Origin of the sequence: Cellulomonas sp. CW35, from assembly GCF_052378485.1 — a bacterium.
Taxonomy (GTDB): Bacteria; Actinomycetota; Actinomycetes; order Actinomycetales; family Cellulomonadaceae; genus Cellulomonas; species Cellulomonas uda.
Map to the genome: position 1 here is coordinate 781,794 of NZ_CP199000.1, position 20,199 is coordinate 801,992.

The 20,199-nt window shown below is 74.8% G+C and carries 18 protein-coding genes and 3 tRNA genes; 16 read left to right on the plus strand and 5 right to left on the minus strand.

What is annotated here, in order from left to right:
• Window positions 1-6 precede the first annotated feature (6 nt).
• From eccB to ACT17Q_RS03710, 3 genes are read left to right on the plus strand one after another with little or no spacing between them, the layout of a single operon-like run.
• Window positions 7-1,308 (plus strand): type VII secretion protein EccB, encoded by a 1,302-nt coding sequence (gene eccB, locus ACT17Q_RS03700; RefSeq protein WP_141322429.1) that lies wholly within the window; start codon window positions 7-9, stop codon window positions 1,306-1,308.
• Window positions 1,305-2,564, plus strand: a complete 1,260-nt coding sequence (locus tag ACT17Q_RS03705) for a S8 family serine peptidase (RefSeq protein ID WP_444664821.1) — start codon at window positions 1,305-1,307, stop codon at window positions 2,562-2,564. The genes eccB and ACT17Q_RS03705 overlap by 4 nt, the downstream gene beginning before the upstream one ends.
• A complete protein-coding gene (locus ACT17Q_RS03710; protein ID WP_444664823.1) occupies window positions 2,561-3,298 on the plus strand; it encodes a PP2C family protein-serine/threonine phosphatase in 738 nt (245 codons plus the stop codon). The genes ACT17Q_RS03705 and ACT17Q_RS03710 overlap by 4 nt, the downstream gene beginning before the upstream one ends.
• Here ACT17Q_RS03710 and rarD read toward each other — a convergent pair.
• Window positions 3,255-4,259, minus strand: coding sequence for an EamA family transporter RarD (rarD, locus tag ACT17Q_RS03715; RefSeq protein ID WP_268533937.1), 1,005 nt, complete (start codon window positions 4,257-4,259; stop codon window positions 3,255-3,257). The two genes, ACT17Q_RS03710 and rarD, sit on opposite strands and share 44 nt — an antisense overlap.
• Before the next feature lie 299 nt (window positions 4,260-4,558).
• Here rarD and ACT17Q_RS03720 point away from each other — a divergent pair, with 299 nt between their 5' ends.
• From ACT17Q_RS03720 to htpX, 3 genes are all read left to right on the plus strand, one after another.
• Window positions 4,559-6,367 carry a carbohydrate-binding module family 20 domain-containing protein gene (locus ACT17Q_RS03720; protein ID WP_444664825.1) on the plus strand — a complete coding sequence of 603 codons (1,809 nt, stop codon included), beginning with the start codon at window positions 4,559-4,561 and terminating at the stop codon, window positions 6,365-6,367.
• Window positions 6,368-6,684: 317 nt separating this feature from the next.
• A complete protein-coding gene (locus ACT17Q_RS03725) occupies window positions 6,685-8,067 on the plus strand; it encodes an FAD-dependent oxidoreductase (protein ID WP_444664827.1) in 1,383 nt (460 codons plus the stop codon).
• Window positions 8,068-8,181: 114 nt separating this feature from the next.
• Window positions 8,182-9,066: a zinc metalloprotease HtpX gene (gene htpX / locus ACT17Q_RS03730; RefSeq protein ID WP_094180787.1), complete on the plus strand. Its 885-nt coding sequence runs from the start codon at window positions 8,182-8,184 to the stop codon at window positions 9,064-9,066.
• A 72-nt stretch (window positions 9,067-9,138) separates the two neighbouring features.
• Here the strand turns inward: htpX and ACT17Q_RS03735 are convergent, their stop codons facing one another.
• The gene (locus ACT17Q_RS03735; protein WP_141322419.1) at window positions 9,139-9,636 is read right to left on the minus strand and encodes a YajQ family cyclic di-GMP-binding protein; all 498 of its coding nucleotides are present in this window, start codon (window positions 9,634-9,636) and stop codon (window positions 9,139-9,141) included.
• Between the two features lie 192 nt (window positions 9,637-9,828).
• Here ACT17Q_RS03735 and ACT17Q_RS03740 point away from each other — a divergent pair.
• The 7 genes from ACT17Q_RS03740 (at window position 9,829) to ACT17Q_RS03770 (ending at window position 13,002) form a co-directional block, all read left to right on the plus strand.
• Window positions 9,829-9,913: transfer RNA gene (locus ACT17Q_RS03740), tRNA-Tyr, on the plus strand.
• Between the two features lie 449 nt (window positions 9,914-10,362).
• Entirely contained in the window at window positions 10,363-11,175 is an 813-nt protein-coding gene (locus ACT17Q_RS03745; RefSeq protein WP_444664830.1) for a hypothetical protein, read from the plus strand.
• A 182-nt stretch (window positions 11,176-11,357) separates the two neighbouring features.
• Window positions 11,358-11,430, plus strand: a tRNA-Thr gene (locus ACT17Q_RS03750).
• A gap of 52 nt (window positions 11,431-11,482) precedes the next feature.
• Window positions 11,483-11,556: transfer RNA gene (locus ACT17Q_RS03755), tRNA-Met, on the plus strand.
• 395 nt (window positions 11,557-11,951) lie between these two features.
• The gene (rpmG, locus tag ACT17Q_RS03760) at window positions 11,952-12,122 is read left to right on the plus strand and encodes a 50S ribosomal protein L33 (protein WP_094180784.1); all 171 of its coding nucleotides are present in this window, start codon (window positions 11,952-11,954) and stop codon (window positions 12,120-12,122) included.
• An 8-nt stretch (window positions 12,123-12,130) separates the two neighbouring features.
• Window positions 12,131-12,580, plus strand: a complete 450-nt coding sequence (locus ACT17Q_RS03765; protein WP_094180783.1) for an FAS1-like dehydratase domain-containing protein — start codon at window positions 12,131-12,133, stop codon at window positions 12,578-12,580.
• The gene (locus ACT17Q_RS03770; protein ID WP_141321494.1) at window positions 12,580-13,002 is read left to right on the plus strand and encodes a MaoC family dehydratase; all 423 of its coding nucleotides are present in this window, start codon (window positions 12,580-12,582) and stop codon (window positions 13,000-13,002) included. The genes ACT17Q_RS03765 and ACT17Q_RS03770 overlap by 1 nt, the downstream gene beginning before the upstream one ends.
• A gap of 42 nt (window positions 13,003-13,044) precedes the next feature.
• Here the strand turns inward: ACT17Q_RS03770 and ACT17Q_RS03775 are convergent, their stop codons facing one another.
• Entirely contained in the window at window positions 13,045-14,106 is a 1,062-nt protein-coding gene (locus tag ACT17Q_RS03775) for a LacI family DNA-binding transcriptional regulator (RefSeq protein ID WP_232514775.1), read from the minus strand.
• 220 nt (window positions 14,107-14,326) lie between these two features.
• Here ACT17Q_RS03775 and ACT17Q_RS03780 point away from each other — a divergent pair, with 220 nt between their 5' ends.
• Genes ACT17Q_RS03780 through ACT17Q_RS03790 form a run of 3 tightly spaced genes read left to right on the plus strand, consistent with a single transcriptional unit; the run spans window position 14,327 to window position 18,228 of the window.
• Complete coding sequence (locus ACT17Q_RS03780; RefSeq protein WP_444664833.1) at window positions 14,327-15,811, plus strand: MFS transporter; 1,485 nt, start codon at window positions 14,327-14,329, stop codon at window positions 15,809-15,811.
• A gap of 23 nt (window positions 15,812-15,834) precedes the next feature.
• Entirely contained in the window at window positions 15,835-17,106 is a 1,272-nt protein-coding gene (locus ACT17Q_RS03785; RefSeq protein ID WP_094182301.1) for an MFS transporter, read from the plus strand.
• 9 nt (window positions 17,107-17,115) lie between these two features.
• Window positions 17,116-18,228: a UDP-N-acetylmuramate dehydrogenase gene (locus ACT17Q_RS03790; RefSeq protein ID WP_444664835.1), complete on the plus strand. Its 1,113-nt coding sequence runs from the start codon at window positions 17,116-17,118 to the stop codon at window positions 18,226-18,228.
• A 4-nt stretch (window positions 18,229-18,232) separates the two neighbouring features.
• On the opposite strand, the gene ACT17Q_RS03795 is transcribed toward ACT17Q_RS03790, so the two are convergent.
• Window positions 18,233-19,009: an SDR family NAD(P)-dependent oxidoreductase gene (locus ACT17Q_RS03795; protein ID WP_444664837.1), complete on the minus strand. Its 777-nt coding sequence runs from the start codon at window positions 19,007-19,009 to the stop codon at window positions 18,233-18,235.
• A 73-nt stretch (window positions 19,010-19,082) separates the two neighbouring features.
• Window positions 19,083-20,150, minus strand: coding sequence for an adenosine deaminase (locus ACT17Q_RS03800; protein WP_444664839.1), 1,068 nt, complete (start codon window positions 20,148-20,150; stop codon window positions 19,083-19,085).
• Window positions 20,151-20,199: the final 49 nt, after the last annotated feature.

Sequence of the window (20,199 nt, forward strand, 5' to 3'; positions counted from 1 at the left end):
GCGGGCGTGGCAGCCAAGCGGGACCTCGTCGAGGCGCAGTCCTTCAGCCGTCGTCGGCTGCTGACCGCGTTCGTCAGCGGCGCGCCGGGCGGCCAGGAGCTCGAGCCGACCAAACCCATGCGCGGCGTCGTCGCGGGCGTCTCGCTCGCGGTCCTCGTGGTCATCGGCTCGCTGGCGTGGGGCGCGATCCGCAGCGACCCGGCGGGCTGGGAGGCCAACCGGCTCGTCGTCGTCAAGGGCGAGGGGACGCGGTACGTGTCGCTCGCGGGCGTGCTGCACCCCGTGGTCAACACGACGAGCGCGCGCCTCGCGGTGGAGTCGGGCCAGTTCAAGGTGGTCGAGCTCGCGCCCGACGTCATCGCGGACACGCAGCGCGGCGAGACGATCGGCATCGTCGGGGCGCCCGACACGCCCCCCGCGGCGTCGTCGCTGGTCGCGGACGGGTGGACCGCGTGCGTCGCGGGTGACGCGCTGTCCGCGTCGGTCGGCGTCGAGCTGCCCACCGAGGCGGGCGGCGCGCTCGTCGCGCGGTCGGCGGGGGAGACGTTCGTCGTGGCGGGAGGCCTGCGGCACCGCGTCCCGGCCGACGAGTCCGCGGTGCTGCGGGCGGTCGGGCTCGACACCGTGGCACCGGTGGACGTGCCCGCGTCGTGGCTCAACCTCGTGCCCGAGGGCTCCGACCTGCGCCTGCTGACCGTGGATGGCGCGGGCGACCCGCTGCCCGCCGGCTCGCCGCTCGGGGACCTGACGGTCGGCACGCTCGTGCGGGTCGCGGGCACGGGCACCGCGGACCGCTGGTACGTCGTCGACGACGAGGGCCAGGTCGCGCCGCTGACGCCGTTCGCGGTGGGCCTCTACCAGTCCCGCACGGAGGCGGTGACGCTCACGCTCGCGGACGTGGGTGCGGCGCAGACGACCACGGCGCTGGCCCCCGCGGACTGGCCGGAGCAGCAGGTCGGCGCGATCGCGTCGGACGCCGCGCCGTGCGTCGTCCTGTCGCCCGGGGACGAGGGCGGGGTCGAGCTCGTCTCGACGACGCAGGAGCTGCGCCCCGGCGTGCACGTGGCCCCGGGTGGCGGCGCGCTGGTCCTGTCGCGGACGGGTGGCGGCAAGGGCGTGCACGCGCTGATCGACGAGACCGGCCGCCGGTTCGGGCTGTCGTCCGTGGACGCGGGTGACGACGACGTGCTCACGCGGCTGGGCTACTCCGCGCAGGACGTCACGGTCGTGCCGCCCGCCTGGGTCGACCTGTTCGAGACGGGCCCGGACCTCACGGTCGACGCGGCGCGCACGCCGGTGACGTCGTGACGCGAGCCCCGCACGCTCCGCGACGGGCGCGACGGGGCGTCGCGGCGGTGCTGCTCGGCTGCGCGGGCGCCGGGCTGCTCTCGGGTGCGCTCGTCGTCGCAGCGCCCGTGGCCAACGCGGCGCCGGAGCAGGGCTGCGGCGGCGAGGCGCCGCGGTACCTCGACGAGGAGCCGCCGGCGCTCGCGCAGCTCGGGGCGCAGCGTGCGGGGCAGCTCGCGACGGGCGACGGCGTGACGGTCGCGGTCGTGGACTCGGGTGTCGACGACAGCAACCCCCACCTGGCGGGTGCGGTGCTCGCGGGGACCGACGTGGTCCGGCCCGGCACGGCCGACGCGGGCCGCAAGGACACGTGGGGGCACGGGACGACGGTCGCGGGCATCATCGCGGCGCGCCCGGTGGACGGCTCGGGCGTGCGGGGTCTGGCGCCGGACGCCCGCATCCTGCCGGTGCGGGTCTACTACGGCGAGGACTCGCAGGCCGAGCGGGACGGCACCGACCCGGACCCGGGCCGGATCGCCGAGGGCATCCGCTGGGCGGTCGACCACGGCGCGCAGGTGGTCAACGTGTCGATGTCGAGCGACGCCGACGACCCCGCGCTGCGCGCCGCGGTGGAGCACGCGACGAGCAACGGGTCGCTCGTCGTCGCGAGCGCGGGCAACCGCAACACGGCGGACGACGACGCGGACGGCCCCCGGTTCCCCGCGGCCTACCCCGACGTGCTCGCGGTCGCCGCGGTGGACCGTGACCTGAACGCGACGGACGCCTCGATCCACGGCGACCACGTCGACGTCGCCGCACCGGGCCAGGACGTGCTCGGGGTGTACCGGGGCGCGGGGGACTGCTGGTTCGCGGTCGACGCCCCGGCGCCGAGCTGGTCCACGGCGTACGTGTCGGCGGCTGCGGCGCTCGTCGCGCAGCGGTTCCCCGACGAGACCCCGGCGCAGTGGGCGTACCGGCTCGAGGTCACGGCGGCGCGGGCGGTCGCGCACGAGCGCACGCGCGAGACGGGGTGGGGCGTGGTGCGTCCCGACCAGGCGTTGCAGCACGTGGACGACGGCACCGCGGTCGGTCCGCCGAACCCGACGAGCACGGACGGGCCGCCGGTCGCCGCGGTGACGCCGGTCGCCGTGCCGGCGAGCGTCGACCCGCTCGAGCCGGTGCGTGCGACGGCCGTGTGGTGGGTGCTGGCGGCGACGACGGTCGTCACGCTCGTGGCGTTGGCGTGGCGGCTCGTCGGCCCGCGGAGGTCGCGATGAGCGCGCTGCCGTTCGCGGTGCGCTGGGGGGCGGCGACGTCGCAGGGCGGCCGGTCGCACAACGAGGACGCGCTGCTCGCGGACACCGACGTGTTCGTCGTCGCGGACGGCATGGGCGGGCACGACGCGGGTGAGGTCGCGAGCGCGACCGCGGTCGAGGTGCTCCGTGCGCTCGTCGGGCGGGCGCCGGGTCCCGACGAGGTGCGCGCGGCCCTGGTCGAGGCGCACGAGCGGGTGCGTGCGCTCGCGAGCGAGGGCACGCGGCGCCCGGGGACGACGGCGACGGGCGTCGCGCTGACGGTCCACGAGGCGACGGTCTGCTGGGTCGTGCTGAACGTCGGCGACTCGCGCACGTACCGGATGGCCGGTGCGGTGCTCGAGCAGGTCACACGCGACCACTCGGAGGTCGCCGAGCTCGTCGCGGACGGGGTGGTGCGGCCGGACGAGGCCGCGCACCACCCGTGGCGGCACGTCGTGACGCGGGCCCTGGGCGGCGGTGCGCCGAGCGTGGAGCCGGACGTGGACGTGCTCGCGGTGAGCCCCGGGGACCGGATGCTGGTGTGCTCGGACGGCCTGACGGACGCCCTGCCGGACCAGCGCATCGAGGCGGACCTCAAGGCGGAGGCGGATCCTCAGGCGGCGGCGGACCGGCTGGTCGCGACCGCGGTGGCGGCGGGTGCGGCGGACAACGTCACGGTCGTGGTGGTCGACGCCCCGGCGGTCCTGCCGCGCTGACGCGCGGTCCCGTGCGGCGGGCGAGCGTCGCGGCGCGTGACGTGCGCACGGCGTCGACGGTGAGCACGACGAGCGCGAGCCACACGAGCGCGAACCCCCACCACCGTGCGGGTGGCATGGGCTCGTGCAGGACGACGACCCCGATGACCAGGTGCAGCAGGGGGGTGAGGTACTGCAGCAGCCCCACGACGGACAGCGGCAGCCGGGCGGCGGCGCTGTTGAACAGCACGAGGGGGACGGTCGTCGCGACGCCGGAGAGCGCGAGCAGCGCGGCGTGCCCGATGCCGTTCCCGACGAACGTGCCGGCGCCCTGGACGTGCAGCCAGAGCAGCCACCCCGCCGCGAGGGGCGCGAGCACGAGCGTCTCGGCCGCGAACCCGGGGACCGCGGCGACGTGCCTGCCGACCCGGCTCTTGATGAGCCCGTAGAGCCCGAACGAGACGGCGAGCGTGAGGGCGATCCACGGGACGCGCCCGTAGGCGAGCGTGAGCACGGCGACGGCTGCGGCGCCGCAGCCGAGCGCGACCCACTGCACGGTCCGCAGGCGCTCGTGCAGGACGGTGACGGCGAGGGCGACGGTGACCAGCGGGTTGACGAAGTAGCCGAGGGAGGCGTCGACGACGCGGTCGGTCGCGACGGCGAGGACGAACACGAGCCAGTTCGTGGCGAGCAGGACCGCGGCGAGCGTGAGCAGGCCGAGCGTGCGCCGGTCGCGCAGCACGACGACGAACGCGCGCCACGTGCGGGTCGCGGTGAGCAGCGCGGCGCACACGAGCAGGGACCACAGCGCGCGGTGCGCGACGATCTCGTCGGGTCCCGCCGGTGCGAGCACGGTGAAGTACAGGGGCAGCAGGCCCCACAGCGCGTACGCGGCGACGCCGCTCGCGAGGCCGCGCCGGTCCGCGGGTCCGCCGGCCGGTGCCTGCGGGCGGGCGGGGCCGGGGGAGGGGTCCGCGCGCATGGCGTGACCCTAGGACGACGCGCGCCGCCGGGCTGCGCGCGACACCCGGGCGTCCGGTTGACGGGGCTCCGCGCTGCCTCTACTGTCCGCTTGCAGCAAGTTTCACCATCCTTGCGACCTCGTTGCAGGGTGGTGCTGAGTGCGGGGCGCGCCCCGGACGTTCGTCGTCCGGTCACCTCCTCCTCGTCCGTCCGCGGACGTGGCGCCCCGAGCCGGCCACGGCCGGCGCACGGTCGCCGCGACGGCGCGGTGACCCGATCCGGCCGGCGACGACGCCGGCCCGAGCAGGAGGAGCTGCCGTGCGTACCACCACACGAACCCGCCCCCTCGCGCGTCGCGCGCTCGCCGCCCTCGTCGGCGCCGCGCTCGCACTCGGGGGCACGCTCGTCGCCGCGTCGTCGCTGGGCGCCTCGCCCGCGAGCGCCGCGCCGCCCGGCACGCGCAACGTCGGCGTCAACCTGTTCCAGTGGACCTGGGACGCGATCGCCGACGAGTGCACCACCCACCTCGGTCCCGACGGCTACGCCTGGGTGCAGACCTCCCCGCCCAACGAGCACCCGGTGCTCGGCGGGCAGTGGTGGACCTCCTACCAGCCCGTGAGCTACCGGATCGAGTCCAAGCTCGGCACGCGCGCCGAGTACCGGGCCATGGTCGACACCTGCCGGGCCGCGGGCGTGCAGGTCGTCGCGGACGTCGTCGTCAACCACATGACGGGGCAGACGAGCGGCACCGGCTGGGCCGGGACGTCGTTCACCGAGGAGCGCTACCCCGGCCCCGCCGGCGGCTACGGGCCGCAGGACTTCCACGCGTGCCGGTCGAACATCTCGAGCTACACCGACCGGTACCAGGTGCAGAACTGCCGGCTCGTCGGGCTGCAGGACCTCGACACCGGCTCGTCGTACGTGCGCCAGGAGATCGCGGACTACCTGAACGACCTCATCTCGCTCGGCGTGCGCGGGTTCCGCGTCGACGCCGCCAAGCACATCGCCGCGGCCGACCTCGCCGCGATCAAGTCGTTGCTCTCCGACCAGAGCGTCTACATCGTGCAAGAGGTCATCGGCGCGGCCGGCGAGCCCGTCCAGCCGAGCGAGTACCTGGGCATCGGCGACTCGCACGAGTTCACCTACGCGCGGCACCTCAAGAGCGCGTTCGCCGGCGGCAGCCTCACGTCCCTGCAGGGTCTGACCAGCGCGTCGTGGCTCCTGCCGTCGGGGAAGGCCGGCGTGTTCGTCGACAACCACGACACCGAGCGCAACGGCGAGACGCTCAGCTACAAGAACGGCTCGTCGTACCGGCTCGCGAACGTGTTCATGCTCGCGTACCCGTACGGCTGGCCCACCGTGTACTCGGGCTACGCGTTCTCGAACAACGACGCCGGTGCGCCGCAGACCGGCTCGGGCGAGGTGCTGGACGCGGTGTGCGGGCAGGGCACGTTCACGTGCGCGCACCGGTGGAACGAGACCGCGCACATGGTGGGCTTCCGGAACGCGGTCGGCACCGCGGGCGTCGTCGGGTGGTGGGACAACGGCTACGACCAGATCGCGTTCGGCCGCGGCGACAAGGGCTACGTCGCCATCAACCGCTCGGGCGCCCCGTTGACCCGCACGTTCACGACGAGCCTGCCGGCGGGCACCTACTGCGACGTGATCTCCGGCGGCGCGGGTCCCACGTGCTCGGGGACGAGCGTGACCGTCGCGTCCTCGGGCGCCGCGACGTTCACCGTGCCCGCGAACGGAGCCGTGGCGCTGCACGTCGGGGCCCGTCCCGGCACCGGACCCACCGCCACCGCGACACCCTCACCCACGGCGCCGACGAGCGCGGCCGTGTCGTTCGGCGTGAACGCGACGACGACCTGGGGGCAGAACATCTTCGTCGTGGGTGACGTCGCCGCTCTCGGCGGCTGGGACCCGGCGAAGGCGGTGCCCCTGTCGTCGGCGTCGTACCCCGTGTGGCGTGCGTCCGTGGCGCTCACGCCGGGCAGCACCGTGGCGTACAAGTACCTGCGCAAGGAGGCGAACGGCGCGGTGACCTGGGAGAGCGGGGCGAACCGCAGCGTGACGGTGCCGTCCGGCGGGACGCTCACGCTGACCGAGAGCTGGCGCTGGTGACCCGGCGCTGAGTGACGGCCGCGCGCCCCGGACCGGAGTGCGCGGACCGCGGGCGGGGTGGTGGGGCGCGTGGAGGTGCCCGCACCACCCCGTCGCCGCGTCCGGAGGGGCGCGGCCCGCATCGTGGGCGATTGTCCGCATGCTGGCGCGGGTGTCCAGCAGGTGGCTGAGGTCGGCCTAAGATGGCGCGCAGCAACCCGCCCTGCCTGCCGTGACCGCACCTGAGGGCCGTCCCGGGCGCACCTCGGAAGGCCGTCCGAGGGCTGGTTCCACGAGGACAAGCGGGGCGTCTGGTCCCCCGATCGGAAGGTCCGCCCGTGAGCACCCCGACCCTGCGCGTCGCCGTCGTCGGCGCCGGCCCCGCCGGCATCTACGCCTCGGACATCCTGTCCAAGACCGACCTCGACGTCAGCATCGACCTGTTCGAGCGCCTCCCGGCGCCGTTCGGCCTCGTGCGTTACGGCGTGGCCCCCGACCACCCGCGGATCAAGCAGATCATCGTCGCGCTGCACAAGGTGCTCGAGCGCGGCGACATCCGCCTGCTCGCGAACGTGGACTACGGCACGGACCTCAAGCTCGACGACCTGCGCCAGTTCTACGACGCGGTGATCTTCTCCACCGGGTCGATCCGCGACGCCGCGCTGCCGATCCCGGGCATCGAGCTGGAGAACTCCTACGGCGCCGCCGACTTCGTGTCCTGGTACGACGGGCACCCGGACGTGCCGCGCACGTGGCCGCTCGAGCACCGGACCGTCGCCGTCATCGGCGCGGGCAACGTCGCGCTCGACGTCGCGCGCATCCTCGCCAAGCACGCGGACGACCTGCTGCCCACCGAGGTCCCGGGCAACGTCTACGACATCCTCAAGACGAACCCGATCAGCGACGTGCACGTGTTCGCACGCCGCGGGCCCGCGCAGGTGAAGTTCTCCCCGCTCGAGCTGCGCGAGCTCGGCCACGTCCCGGACGTCGACGTCGTCGTCTACCCCGAGGACTTCGAGTTCGACGAGGGCTCGATGGCTGCGATCCACTCCTCGAACCAGACCAAGCAGGTCGTCAAGACCCTCACGGACTGGACGCTCAAGGAGCCCGAGGAGCTCACCGCGTCGCGCCGCATCCACCTGCACTTCCTGCACAAGCCGGTCGAGGTGCTCGGCGAGGACGGCAAGGTCGTCGCGCTGCGGACCGAGCGCACGGCGCTCAACGGCGACGGCAACGTCACCGGCACGGGCGTGCTGCACGACTGGCCGGTCGAGGCGGTCTACCGCGCGGTCGGGTACTTCGGCTCGCCGCTCGTCGACATCCCGTTCGACGACGTCGCGGGCGTCATCCCGAACCGCGAGGGCCGCGTCGTGGACGTCGACGGCGAGCACCTGCGCGGCGTGTACGCGACCGGCTGGATCAAGCGGGGACCGGTCGGCCTCATCGGCCACACCAAGTCCGACGCGTCGGAGACGATCCGCCACCTGACCGAGGACGTCGAGGCCGGTGGCGAGGCGTTCTACACCGCCGCGGAGCGGGACCCCGCCGCGGTCACCGAGTTCCTCGCCGCGCGCGGCGTCGACGTCATCGAGTGGTCCGGGTGGCAGCTGCTCGACGCGTACGAGCGTTCGCTCGGCGAGCCCCACGGGCGTGAGCGCGTCAAGGTCGTCCCGCGCGAGGAGATGGTCGACATCTCGCTCGGTCGCACGGCGAAGGGCTGACCCCTCCGCACCACCGAGCGGCCCGCGCCGCTCGTCGTCCGCGGGCGCCGCACCGGGGAACGCGACAGGATCCTGATGCGTTCTTCCAGGTGCGACGACCAGCGGAGGGAAAGCATGGGGACTCGGCACCACTTCAACGGCCTCAAGACGGCGGCCCTGTTCGGCGTCATGTGGGCGGTGCTGCTGGGGTTGGGCTGGATCCTGGGACGCGGCACGCCGAAGTTCGTGCTGCTGTTCGCGGCGATCGGCGTCGTGATGACGGCGGTGAGCTACTGGAACTCCGACAAGATCGCGATCCGCACCATGCAGGCGGTCCCCGTGACCGAGGTCGAGCAGCCCGCGATGTACCGCATCGTGCGCGAGCTCTCGACGCGCGCGGGCCAGCCCATGCCGCGCCTGTACGTCTCGCCGACCATGGCGCCCAACGCGTTCGCGACCGGCCGCAACCCGCGCAACGCGGCGGTGTGCTGTACGTCCGGGATCCTGCAGATCCTCGACGAGCGTGAGCTGCGCGGCGTGCTCGGGCACGAGCTCCAGCACGTCTACAACCGCGACATCCTCACGTCGTCCGTCGCGGCCGCCGTCGCGGGGGTCATCACGTCGGTCGCGCAGTTCGCCATGTTCTTCGGGGGCGGGGACCGGCGCGAGGGCGCCAACCCGATCGCCGGGCTGCTCATGGTGTTCCTCGCGCCGCTCGCCGCGATGATGATCCAGATGGCGATCAGCCGCACGCGGGAGTACGACGCCGACGAGGACGGCGCGTCGCTCACCGGTGACCCGCTCGCGCTCGCGTCCGCGCTGCGCAAGCTCGAGGCCGGCACCGCGGCCCGCCCGCTCCCGCAGGACCAGCGGCTCGAGAACGTCTCCCACCTCATGATCGCCAACCCGTTCAAGGGCGCCGGCGTCGCGCGGCTGTTCGCCACGCACCCACCCATGGCGGAGCGCATCGCCCGGCTCGAGGCGCAGGCCGGTGCGCAGGGCGGGCTCACGCGCTACTGAGCCCGGCCCTCGGACGCACGAGCGCCGCACACCGTCGCCCCTGAGGGCGCGGCTGTGCGGCGCTCGTCCGCGTCAGCGGTAGTTGGTGAACTGCAGGGCCGCGTCGACGTCGGAGCCCTTGAGCAGCGCGATCACGGCCTGCAGGTCGTCGCGGCTCTTGGCCGAGACGCGCAGCTCGTCGCCCTGGATCTGCGTCTTGACGCCCTTGGGGCCCTCGTCGCGCACGATCTTCGCGAGCTTCTTGGCGACCTCCGACGACAGGCCCTCCTTGATCCCGGCGGCCAGGCGGTACTCCTTGCCCGACGGCTTCGGCTCCTTGTCGCCCAGGTCGAGCGCCTTGAGCGAGATCCCGCGCTTGATGAGCTTCGACTCGAACACGTCGAGGATCGCCAGCACGCGGTCGGGGGAGTTCGCGATCATGAGGACCGACTCGCCGGACCACGCGATCGACGCCCCGACGCCCTTGAAGTCGTACCGCTGGGCGATCTCCTTCGCCGCCTGGTTGAGCGCGTTGTCGACCTCCTGCCGGTCGACCTTGCTGACGACGTCGAACGACGACTCGCTCGCCATGGATAGCCCTCCCGTGCTGTCGCGACCGCCGCTTGCCGGCCGTCGCTCGTCCTCCTGCGGGCCGCCGTTTTCTCGGTGGGGCCCGGGTGTTGCTATCCTTCCACGGCACGCCGCGCGAGCGACGACTGCGACCACGGCCGTCCCCTCGGGGCGGGCCGCGGGAACGGTCCGACGATCGTCGGCACGCACCCTGGCGGGTTACCCGAGTGGCCAAAGGGGGCTGACTGTAAATCAGCTGGCAACGCCTACGGGGGTTCGAATCCCTCACCCGCCACCAGCCGAAGGGGCGTCCCACGGGACGCCCCTTCGCCATTCCCCCCGCGCCGCCGGCCTCCGCGCCCCGCCGGCCCCCGCGCCCCGCCCCGTCTGCGCGCCCCGCCCGCCACGACCGGGCCGGTCCCCGTCCCCGTCTCCTTCCCGACCCCTCCGCCGACTGCGCACGCACGTGCGCGAGTGCGCCTCTCGAGCGCACGCACTCGAGACAGGACGTGCGCACTCGCCACGCCGTCGTCGACTGCGCACGTCGGTGCGCGGGTCCGGACACCCACGCACCCACCCGCGGCGGAACGCGCGCGTCGGCCTCCCTCTGCCCGAGTGCGCACGTCCGTGTGCGAGTGCGCACGCACGGCGTGCGCACTCGGAGTGGAACGTGCGCAGTCGGCGGGGCGGGGGTTGGGGTCGGGTGGGGGCGTGGGCTGGGGACGGCCGCCTACGGGGTGGCGGCGCATGTGCCAGGGTGCGGCGACGGTGCGGGCGGGCGGGTGGTCGGAGGGTGCGGTGGGCGCGACGAGCGGGCTCGTGGTCGGTGGTGGCGCGGCCGCGGCGCGGGACCCGGGGCTCGTGCGGGTGCGTCGCGGCGCGTACGTGGGACGCGAGCACTGGGACGCGCTCGGCGACGACGAGCGCTATCTCCTCGTCGTGCAGGCGACGGCTGCGGTGGCCGTGGGCCGGCCGCTCGTGTCGCACTGGTCGGCCGCGGCGGTTTGGGGGCTGCCGACGGTCGGCCGGCCCGACGAGCGTGTCCACCTCACGGTGCCCGCCGCCCCGGGCGGGCGTTCCGCGCGTGGGGTGGTGCGGCACACCCGCGCCGGTGCGCGCAGCGAGGACCGCGCGGGCGGGCTGCGGGTGACGGGCGTCGCGCGCACGGTCGTCGACCTGGCCCGCGTCGGCGGCCTGGCCCGCGTCGGCGGCCTGGCCTCGGGTCTCGTCGCGGCCGACGCTGCGCTGCGGGCGGGCATGACCTCGTCGGACGAGATCGCGCGTGAGGTCGCGGCGGTCGGGTCGGGCCGGGGCGCGCTCGCGGCACGGACCCTGGCGCGGCTGGCCGACGGCGCGTGCGAGTCACCCGGCGAGTCACTGAGCCGGGCGCGGATGCACGAGCACGGTCTGCCGGCGCCCGTCCGCGCCGTGGCCCGCTGGACCTGGCAGGACGCGATGCGCGGCGGCCCCATGGCGGACACGCTCCATCGCGCAGGCGTCCGCCCCCGGGCGCGCACCCACCCCACCGGCCCCCGCTCGACTGCTGACGTTCGCGTCTGACTGCTGCGGTCGTGCGTGCGCACCCGAGCCGGGACGTCCGCGCTCGGCGAGAGGTGGGGTGGGGGTGGGGACGAGGTCGAGCGGGGTCGAGCGGGGTCGAGCGGGGGTGGAGGTGGGGTGGCCGCGGGGGGCTGGGAGTGGATTTCGCGCCGGGCGGATGGCCGTGTAGCCTGTTCCGCGCTGCCCCGATAGCTCAGTCGGCAGAGCGTCTCCATGGTAAGGAGAAGGTCAAGGGTTCGATTCCCTTTCGGGGCTCTGTGGTGTGTTCGGGAGCGCGGCTCGGTCCGCGCTCCCGGCCCGCACCCGAGGCGGGGTAGCTCAGTTGGTGAGAGCGCACGACTCATAATCGTGAGGTCGCGGGTTCGAGTCCCGCTCCCGCTACAGACATCGAAGGCCCGCCGGTCCGCCGACGGGCCTTCGGCGTACCCGGCGCCCGCGCACCGCGCCGACGCACCGCGCCGACGCACGGCACCGACGCACCGCGCCGACGCACAGCGCCGACGCGAGTCGTGCGGGCAGGGCCGGCCGGTGATCCGGGGTGACGGACGTCGCCGCGTGCGGGCCGGCCCCGGGTTCTGGCGGCGGTGTCCCGTGCGCTATTCTTGACGGCGGTCTGTGTGCGTGTGCATCGACGGCCGCCCGGGCCGGCCCCGGGGCGTGCCGCTCGGGAGCGCAGTCGCCCGTGGGCGCGACACGACCACCGTTGACCCCGAGGGTGCCGCCGGTGCCCGCTGTTCGAACGCAAGCGCCGTGGTGGCGCGAGAGGTGGCAAGACCATGGCCAGCAAGAGCTCGGACGTCCGTCCGAAGATCACGCTCGCATGCACGGAGTGCAAGGAGCGCAACTACATCACGAAGAAGAACCGTCGGAACGACCCCGACCGTCTCGAGATGAAGAAGTACTGCCCGCGCGACAACCGCCACACGCTGCACCGCGAGACCCGCTGACCCTGGCGATGCCGGTCGACACCGGGTATGCCGGGCGGGTCTACCCGCCGAACGCGGTCTACGAGGTCGGGCGCGAGCACCTGCGGTCGTTCGCGGCCGCGGTGGGTGCGCAGCACCCGGCCCACACGGACGTCGAGGCGGCGCGTGCGTTGGGGTACCCCGACGTGGTCGCGCCCCCGACCTTCGCGGTCGTGGTCGCACAGCGCGCCGAGGCCCAGCTGTTCGAGGACCCCGCCGCGGGCATCGACTTCAGCAGGGTCGTGCACGCCGACGAGCGGTTCACGCACCACCGGCCCGTGCACGCGGGCGACCGGCTGGTCACGGTGCTGCACGTCGACTCGATCGTCGAGCGCGCCGGTCTGGCGATGATCACCACGCGCGCCGAGATCGCGGCGGAGGACGGCGAGGCCGTCGCGACCGTCGTGTCCACGCTCGCCGTGCGTCCCGAGGAGTCCTGATGTCCCCGCGTCTGCAGGACCTCGAGGTCGGCCAGGAGGTCGCGCGCAGCGAGGTCGTCGTCGACCGCGCGCGGCTCGTGCGGTACGCGGCGGCGTCGGGCGACTTCAACCCGATCCACTGGAACGACCGTGTCGCGTCGTCGGTGGGTCTGCCCGGCGTGATCGCGCACGGGATGTGGACCATGGGCGCCGCGGTCGGTCCGGTCGTGGACTGGGTGGGGGACCCCGGACGGGTCGTCGACTACCAGGTGCGGTTCACGCGCCCGGTTCCGGTGCCGGACCCCGGGCACGCGACCGTGGAGGTGGTCGGGGCCGTCGGTGCGATCGACCGGGACGCGGGCACCGCGCGCATCGACCTCACGGTGACGGTCGACGGGCAGCGGGTGCTCGGCAAGGCGCAGGCGGTCGTCCGCCTGTCCTGACCCGCCGGTCAGCGCTCCTCGTCGAACGGGCCCCCTCCGCGCTCAGCGCGGGGCGGGGCCCGTCGTCGTCCCGGGACGCAGCGCCACGGGCAGCACGGTGGGCTCGGGCATCTGGCCGGCGAGCAGCGACGCGACCGCGCGGCCGACGACGACGCCCTTCTCGGCCAGCGGCTGCACGACGGACGTGAGCACGTCGGGCGCGAGCCAGGGCAGGTCCAGCCCGTCGAACCCGGCGACCGACACGTCGCCGGGCACTGCGAGCCCCAGCTCGCGCGCCGCGAGCACGACGCCCGAGGCCAGCAGGTCCGACTGGCACACCACGGCGGTGGGCCGGTCCTCGCGGGACAGGATCGCGAAGCCCGCGGCCTTGCCGTGCTCGACGAGCGACGCGGGCGTCTCGTAGACCGACTCGGGGGTGACGCCGGCGTCCCGCACGCCGTCGAGGCGACGCCGGGTCACCTGCCACACGACCTCGTCCCACCGGGCGGGCTCGACGAACCCCTCGCCGCGCTGCCGGTCGAACGCGAGGGTCACGCACGCGAACCGCTCGTGCCCGAGGTCCTGCAGGTGGCGCACGACATCCGCCATGCCGCGGCGGTCGTCGATACCGACGGTCGCGACGTCGGGCTCGGGGACGCCCTCGACGACGACGGTGGGCACGCCGCGGCGGCGCAGCGCGTCGAGCACGGGGTCCTGGGTGCCGCTGCCCCACAGGAGGACGGCGACGTCCATCGCGGCGGACAGCACGAGCGGGTCGACGGGTGCCTCGGCGGGGTCGCTGGGGCCGGGGATGAGCAGGACGCCCAGGCTCATCTCGCCGAGGGTGCCGACGAGGCCGTCGAGCACCTGGATCGAGACGGGGTCGCGGAACGAGCGGCGCAGCGCGTCGCCGACGACCACGCCGACGATGCCGGAGCGTCCGCTGCGCAGCTGGCGGCCGAGGGGGTTGGGGCCCAGGTAGCCGAGGTCGGCGGCCGCGGACAGCACGCGCTCACGCGTGGTCGAGGCGATGGGGCCCGCGCCGGAGAAGGCGAGCGAGGCGGTGGAGACGGAGACCCCGGCCGCGGAGGCGACGTCGGCGAGCGTCGGGCGCTGGGACGACAGCGGGCACCTCCGGCGGGCGGCTCGGTGACGAGCGGGACGTCGAGTGGTCGACCTGGACGGGTGTGACCTGGACGGTTCGTGTGACCTTGACGGTTCGTTTGACGCAGCGGCCAGCGTACCCGCAGAATGGCCGTCACCCATCAAATCGATTCGACCTGTGCTCCCGCGCTCCTCTCGAATCGATTCGACCTCATCCTTCCGTCCCCGCCCGGAGCAGACCGTGACCCTGAGCGCGCCCACGCGGCCCGCCGCCTCGAGCGCCGCCCCCGTCGCTCCCGTCGTCGCGCGCGCCCGCCTGCACCTGCTCGGGCTGTTCGCGCTGCTCGGGATCGTGTTCTCGAGCTGGCTCGCCCGCCTGCCCACCGTCCGCGCGGAGCTCGACCTGTCGACCTCCGCGCTCGGCGGGGTGCTGCTCGTCGGCTCCGTCGGCGCGCTCGTCACGGTCACGTTCGCCGGCATCGTCGTGCAGCGGTGGGGGAGCCGGGCCGCGATCCTCGCCTCGACCGTGCTGCTCGCCGTCGCGTACGTGCTCATGGGCGTCGGGCCGGGCGCCGGGTCGGTGCTGCTGCTGTCGGTCGGGGTGTTCCTCAACGGCATGTCGATCGCGCTCGGCAACGTCCCCGTCAACGTCGAGTCCGCGCGCGTCGAGCGCGCGATGGGCCGGACCGTCATCCCGCAGTTCCACGCCGCGTTCTCGATCGGCGCGGTGGCCGGCTCGGGCCTCGGTGCGCTCGCCTCGCGCCAGGGCGTCCCGCTGCCGGTGCAGTTCACCACCGTCGCCGCGGTCGCCGTCGTGTGGCGGCTCGCCTCGCTGCGCAGCGTCGTCCTCCCCCCCGGCACGGGTGATCAGCCGCGCACGGTCACCCCCGCGCCGGCTTCCCCGCCCGGCGGTCGTCGCCGGCTCGGCACGGCGCTGGACGCGTGGCGCGAGCCCCGCACGCTCCTCGTGGGGGTCGTCATCATGGCCGCCGCGCTCTCCGAGGGCGCCGCCAACGACTGGCTGTCCATCGCCGTCGTCGACGGCTTCGACCGCACCGAGGCCGTCGGTGGCGTCGTCCTCGCGCTGTACGTCGCCGCGATGACGCTCGTCCGCCTCGCGGGCACCCGGCTCATCGACCGGCACGGCCGAGTCGCGGTGCTGCGCGCGTCCGGGGTCGTGTCGATCGTCGGCCTGCTGCTGTTCGGGTTCGCGCCGTCCTTCGCGCTCGCCTCCGTCGGCGTCGTGCTGTGGGGGTTCGGGGCCGCGCTCGCGGTGCCCATCGGCATCGCGGCCGCCTCCGACGACCCGCTGCGCGCAGCCGGGCGCGTCGCCGTCGTGTCGTCGTTCTCGTCGGTCGCCTCGATCGCGGCGCCGCCGCTGCTGGGACTCGCGGCGGAGTCGATCGGTGCGCGCCAGGCCCTCGCGCTCATCGCGGTCGCGATGGTCGCGAGCGTGTGCCTCGCGCACCAGGTCGCGCCGCCCACGCACGACGACACACCGACCCGCGCCTCGGACGACGACGCGGCCACCCGCACGCTCGTCGTCCCCGCGCCGCGCGCGCCGTCCGACGACGTCACCGCACCCGTGCTCGTCGCTGCCGCGACGTCCGCCCCGCACGACCCGTACCCGCACGACCTGTACTCGCACGACCCGAACCCGCACGACCCCTACCCGCACGACCTGTACCAGCACGACCCGACGCACCAGGAGGTACGCGTACCGTGAGCAGCACGCGAAGCCACGACGAGGTGGAGGACAGGTCAGTGACCGCAGGGTTCCGACGCGACCCGGTGCGTGCCGCGTCGTTCGCGGTGTTCGCCGTGTTCTTCCTGTCCGGCTTCAACTTCGCCAGCTGGGCCTCGCGCCTGCCCGCGGTGCGCGACGGCCTCGAGCTGTCCGCGGGCCGCATGGGGCTGCTGCTGCTCGTCGGGTCCGTGGGGTCGCTCGTCGCGCTCCCGCTGTCCGGGACGATCATCGAGCACCTCGGTGCGCGCCGGACCGTCCTGTACTCCGCGCTCCTCAACGCGAGCGGTCTCGCGCTCGCCGCGGTGGGCGTCGCGGCCGGTTCGGTGGTCCTCGCCGCGGTCGGGCTCGTGGTCTACGGCGTGGGCACGGGCGTGTGGGACGCGGCCATGAACGTCGAGGGCGCGGTCGTCGAGCAGCGGCTCGGGCGCACCGTCATGCCGCGCTACCACGCGGGCTTCTCGCTCGGCACGGTGGCGGCCGCGGGGATCGCCGCGGTCGCGGCGTGGCTGCACGTGCCGGTCGTCGTGCACCTTCCCGTGGTCCTGGCGCTGTCGATGGTCGCGGTGGTGTGGTCGGTGCGGCTGTTCCTGGTGGACCACGAGGCGCAGGTCGTCGTCGAGCACCACGAGGCCGCGCGGGCCGGGTCCGGCCGGGCCCGACGAGCGTTCGCCGCGTGGCTGGAGCCGCGCACGCTGCTCATCGGCCTCGTGGTCCTGGCGGCCGCGCTCACCGAGGGTTCCGCGAACGACTGGGTGAGCCTCGCGGTGGTCGACGGGTTCGAGACCCCGCACGCGCTCGGCGCGGTCGCGCTGGGCCTGTTCCTCGCGTCGATGACGGGCATGCGCTGGTTCGGCACCGCGCTGCTCGACCGGTACGGGCGCGTGTTCGTGCTGCGGCTGTGCGCGGTCCTCGCGCTCGTCGGCCTGGCCCTGTTCGGGCTCGCGCCGACCATGTGGCTCGCGCTCATCGGGATCGTCGCGTGGGGTGCGGGTGCCGCGCTCGGCTTCCCGGTGGGCATGAGCGCGGCGGCCGACGACCCGCTGCGTGCCGCCGCGCGCGTGAGCGTCGTGTCGACGATCGGCTACTCGGCGTTCCTCGCCGGGCCGCCGCTGCTCGGCCTGCTCGCGCAGCACGTCGGCTACCGGCACGCGCTGCTGGTGATCCTCGTGCCCGTCGCGCTCGGCATCCTCGTCGCGGGTGCCGCCGCACCCCTGCGTGCCGCCACCGACGACGTCACGACGGACGCGGACGACGAGTCCCGCACCCGCCCGTAGCCTGGAGGCATGACCGTCGGCACCGCACCCCGTCTCGCTGACCTGACGACCCTCGGCGTCGGCGGGCCGGTCGCCCGGTTCGTCGCGACGACGAGCGAGGCCGAGCTGATCGACGCTGTCCGCACCGCCGACGAGGCGGGCGAGCCCGTCCTGGTGCTCGGGGGCGGCTCGAACCTCCTGGTGTCCGACGAGGGGTTCGACGGCCTCGTCGTGCGGGACACGCGCACGGGCATCGACGTGCCCGACCACTCGGCGTGCGCGGGCGTGACGTACACGGTGCCCGCGGGCACGCCCTGGGACGACGTGGTCGCCGAGGCGACCTCGCACCGCCTGTACGGCATCGAGGCGCTGTCGGGGATCCCGGGCTCGACGGGCGCGACGCCCGTGCAGAACGTCGGTGCGTACGGGCAGGAGGTCGCGCAGACCATCGCGACCGTGCGGGTGTGGGACCGCGAGCGCCTGCGGGTGCGGACCCTGCCCCTCGTCGACCTGCGGTTCGGCTACCGCACGTCGCTGCTCAAGCGCTCCCTGCTCGCTGCCGACGACCCGCGGCGCGACCCCCGCGACCCGGTCGACGAGCGCGCGCCCTGGGGCCCGACGCCGCGCTACGTGGTGCTCGACGTGACGTTCCAGCTCCGCCAGGGCACGCTCTCCGCGCCGATCGCGTACGCCGAGCTCGCGCGCACGCTCGGCGTCGAGGTCGGCGAGCGTGCGCCGCTGCTCGACGTGCGCGCCGCGGTGCTCGAGCTGCGCGGCCGCAAGGGCATGGTGCTCGACGCGGCGGACGCGGACACCCGCAGCGCGGGCTCGTTCTTCACGAACCCGCTCCTCGACGAGGCCACGGCCGCACGGCTGCCCGCCGAGGCGCCCCGCTACCCGGCGGGCGACGGCGTGGTGAAGACGAGCGCGGCATGGCTGATCGAGCACGCCGGGTTCGCGCGCGGGTTCGGCATGCCCGGCCCGGCGGCGCTGTCGACCAAGCACACGCTCGCGCTCACCAACCGCGGGGGCGCGGGCGCCGCGGACGTCGTCGCGCTCGCGCGGCAGGTCCGCGACGGGGTGCGCGCCGCGTTCGGCGTGACCCTCGAGCCGGAGCCCGTGCTCGTCGGGGTGACGCTCTGAGGCGTCAGCGCGGGAGCACGACGCCGGTGAGCGCGGCGAGCCGGTCGAGCAGCTCGTCCTGCAGCGTGACGTCGGAGGCCTGCGGGTTCGCGTCGAGCACGGCGAACCGCTTGAGGTAGCGGCCCGTGACGCGCGCGGCGTCGTCGTCGGCGGTCGCGAGCCACACCTGGGTCGCGGCGCCGTCCCCGACCTCGTCCCACGCGTCCGGGCCGCCCAGCTCGGTCTTGATCCAGCCCGGGTCCACCGCGGTCGACAGGACGTCCGGCCACAGGCGCGCGACGGCGAACGCGAGCATCACGTCGTAGAGCTTCGAGTCCGAGTACGCCTGCATGCCGTCCCACGGGCGCGACTCCCACAGCAGGTCGTCGAGCACGGCGCGGCCGTCCGACTCGAGCCCGGACGTCAGGTACACGAGGCGGCCCGGGCGGGGCATGAGCGCGGTCAGGACGTACGGCGCGACCGTGTTCACCTGGACGATCCGCTCGAGGCCGTCGGCGGTCGGGGTCCGCGGCGCACCGCCGCCCACACCGGCGTTGTGGATCACCGCGTCGTACGCGCCCCCGGCGGCGGACGTCGCGGCGTCCGCGAGAGCCCGTGTCTGCGCGAGCGAGGTGAGGTCGCCGACGACGACGTCGCGCAGGGCCGGGAGGACGGCACGCACGTGCGCGGCACGCTGCGCGTCGCGGGCGTGCGCGACGACCTGGTGGCCCGCGTCGAGGAGGCGGCGGGCGGTCTCGAGACCGATGCCGTCGGTGGAGCCGGTGACCAGGACGAGTGACATGAGGACCTCTCGGGGACGATGCGGGCGGTGGTGGACCGGCCGCGGGCTCGGGCGGGGCGGTGCAGCGGGACGGTCAGGGGGTCCGGTCCGCGCCGCCCGGGGCCGTCAGGACCGGGTCGGGTGCGGGCGCGGCGAGCCACGCGTCCACGCCCGCGAGCAGGCGCACCCGGGTGGCGTCCTCGGCGCGGCTCGCGCGGATCGACGCGCGCGCCAGGTCCGCGAGGGCGTCGTCGTCGAACCCGTGCACGTCCCGCGCGACCTCGTACTGCGCGACGAGACGCGACCGGAACAGCAGCGGGTCGTCCGCCCCGAGCGCCACCTGCGCGCCCGCGTCGACGAGCGCGCCCAACGGCACCGCACCCGCGTCGGGGTAGACGCCGAGCGACACGTTCGACGCGGGACAGACCTCGAGCGCGATGCCGCGCTCGACGACGTCGTGCAGGAGGCGCGGGTCCTCGCCCGTGCGCACCCCGTGCCCCAGCCGGTCCGGGTGCAGGTGCGTCACCACGTCGTGCACGTGCGCGGGGCCCAGCAGCTCGCCGCCGTGCGGCACGGCGGCCAGCCCGGCGCGGCGCGCGATCGCGAACGCCGCGGCGAACTCGGCGGTGTCGCCGCGACGCTCGTCGTTCGACAGGCCGAACCCGATCACGTCACCCGAGCCGTCGCCCGCGTACCGCGCGGCGAGCCGGGCGAGCGTGCGGGCCTCGAGCGGGTGCCGCATGCGGGACGCGGCGACGACGACGCCGACGGACACGGCGTGCCGCACGCTCGCGGCGCGCGCCTCGTCGAGCACGATCTCGAGCGCGGGGGTGATGCCGCCGACGAACGGCGCGTACGACGTCGGGTCGACCTGGATCTCGAGTCGCCCCGACCCCTCGGCAGCGTCGTCGGCGACCGCCTCCGCGATCACGCGCCGCATGTCGGCCTCGCCGCGCACGCACGCGCGCGCCGCGTCGTACAGGCGCTGGAACCGGAACCAGCCGCGCTCGGTCGCCGGCACGTGCAGCGGGTCGGAGTCGAGCAGCGCGCCCGGCAGGCGGATGCCGTGCTGCTCGGCGAGCTCGCCGAGCGTGCTCACCCGCATCGAGCCCGTGAAGTGCAGGTGCAGGTGCGCCTTGGGGAGCCGGGCCAGGTCGCGCACGGCGGTCAGTCTGCCACCCTGCCAGGTGAATTCCGGCGCGAGCGGGTCA

Excerpts from the sequence above, each read along its gene's own strand:
- ACT17Q_RS03710 (WP_444664823.1), top strand. The coding sequence starts at position 2,561 with ATGAGCGCGCTGCCGTTCGCGGTGCGCTGGGGGGCGGCGACGTCGCAG.
- rarD (WP_268533937.1), bottom strand. The coding sequence starts at position 4,259 with ATGCGCGCGGACCCCTCCCCCGGCCCCGCCCGCCCGCAGGCACCGGCC.
- htpX (WP_094180787.1), top strand. The coding sequence starts at position 8,182 with ATGGGGACTCGGCACCACTTCAACGGCCTCAAGACGGCGGCCCTGTTC.
- ACT17Q_RS03735 (WP_141322419.1), bottom strand. The coding sequence starts at position 9,636 with ATGGCGAGCGAGTCGTCGTTCGACGTCGTCAGCAAGGTCGACCGGCAG.
- ACT17Q_RS03745 (WP_444664830.1), top strand. The coding sequence starts at position 10,363 with ATGTGCCAGGGTGCGGCGACGGTGCGGGCGGGCGGGTGGTCGGAGGGT.
- rpmG (WP_094180784.1), top strand. The coding sequence starts at position 11,952 with ATGGCCAGCAAGAGCTCGGACGTCCGTCCGAAGATCACGCTCGCATGC.
- ACT17Q_RS03765 (WP_094180783.1), top strand. The coding sequence starts at position 12,131 with ATGCCGGTCGACACCGGGTATGCCGGGCGGGTCTACCCGCCGAACGCG.
- ACT17Q_RS03770 (WP_141321494.1), top strand. The coding sequence starts at position 12,580 with ATGTCCCCGCGTCTGCAGGACCTCGAGGTCGGCCAGGAGGTCGCGCGC.
- ACT17Q_RS03790 (WP_444664835.1), top strand. The coding sequence starts at position 17,116 with ATGACCGTCGGCACCGCACCCCGTCTCGCTGACCTGACGACCCTCGGC.
- ACT17Q_RS03795 (WP_444664837.1), bottom strand. The coding sequence starts at position 19,009 with ATGTCACTCGTCCTGGTCACCGGCTCCACCGACGGCATCGGTCTCGAG.